The 1,351-nt window shown below is 58.0% G+C and carries 2 protein-coding genes; both read right to left on the bottom strand.

Going from position 1 to position 1,351, the window contains the following annotated elements; all coding sequences use genetic code 11:
* Positions 1–32: 32 nt before the first annotated feature.
* Positions 33–1,028, bottom strand: a complete 996-nt coding sequence (locus D8V06_RS15970) for a metalloregulator ArsR/SmtB family transcription factor (protein ID WP_056853927.1) — start codon at positions 1,026–1,028, stop codon at positions 33–35.
* A 99-nt stretch (positions 1,029–1,127) separates the two neighbouring features.
* A partial coding sequence (locus D8V06_RS30595) for a hypothetical protein (protein WP_206663187.1) occupies positions 1,128–1,351 on the bottom strand: 224 nt, incomplete at its 5' end.

Here is a 1,351-nt window from a genome sequence, read left to right on the forward strand (position 1 = left end):
GAGTATTCGCTCATCTCGATGTTTTCCTGAGTTTACCGATGGTGAGTGTCGCCAGGCGGCCGTTGAAAGTGTCGGACCTGAATCTGGAAACCATTACGTAAGCCTATGTACAGGCTTTCCCCGGGAACGAGTCCCGCAGCGGTGGCCCAACGGGCCAGATCATCCTGTTCAAACCCCAGCCAGAGATCACCGCAGGCCTCCTTGGCCCAACTCTGGTTGTGGCTACATAACTCGGTCACTAACAGGCTGCCGCCTGGTTGCAGCAGATTGGCCATGTGCTTGAGCGCATCGGCCGGTGCGGCGAAATGGTGCAGCACCATGTTCAATACAACGCAATCAGCCTTGAGGCTGACGCCGTTCAAGGCATCGGCCAGTTGCAGGCTGACGTTGGTCAGCGTTTCGCGCTCACAGACCTGGCGCGCCAGCTCAAGCATCGCCGGGCTGTTATCCACAGCGGTGACCTGAGAGAAGCGCCCCGCCAGTTCCGGTAGAAATGAACCGTCGCCCGGGCCGACTTCGATGGCTGTACTGCCTTCACTGAAACCCAGCTTGTCGAGCAGCGCCACCACGCTATCGCGGTATTGCGGCAGGCCGGCGATCAAGTCTTGCTGGGCGCGAAATTTCTCCGCGACCCGCGAGAAAAAATCCTGGCTGGCCGCGGCACGTTGCCCGTGGACCTGGGCGATCCGTGCCTGCACTTCGACCGGCAAGCTCAAGTCATCCACTTCTTCGAGCAAGGCTGCGTGCAATTTGCCGCCCAGCAAGTCGCTGTGGGGCAGGGCGCGACGGTAGAAGATCGCGTTGCCTTCGCGGCGGGTTGCCACCAGGTCGGCCTGGGCCAATACCTTGAGGTGGTGACTCATGCCCGACTGGCCAATGCCGAAGATTTGCGCCAGTTCCAGCACGCCAAAAGAATCGTTGGCCAATGCACGTAAAACATTCAGCCGCAGAGGATCGCCGCCGGCCTTGCACAGGGCCGCCAGTTCATCGCAATCGTCGTGGCGAATGGAAGGCATGCGTAGATTCATAAGGCCGGCAGTCTAGTCACGCACAGGAAGCACCGCAAGGGCAATATCAAAAAGTTTTGATATTGCACGATAGATGGCACTTCTTAACGTTAGCGTCAGTCAACAAACGAATGGCGGAAAGGTTTCACCCACCGAATCCGTCGATATCGATTGGAAAAACGCCCCCAGATGACTATCTGTCATTGCCCCGAGGCGTCCGGGTGAGGGAAAATGCTCGCCTTTTTTCCGTTTCATTTTTATCACTCTCGTTTCAGAACCCGCAGGAGAACAGCGATGCCTAGCCGTCGTGAGCGTGCCAACGCCATTCGTGCCCTCAGCATGGA

This window comes from Pseudomonas sp. Sample_24, assembly GCF_004307605.1.
Lineage (GTDB): Bacteria > Pseudomonadota > Gammaproteobacteria > Pseudomonadales > Pseudomonadaceae > Aquipseudomonas.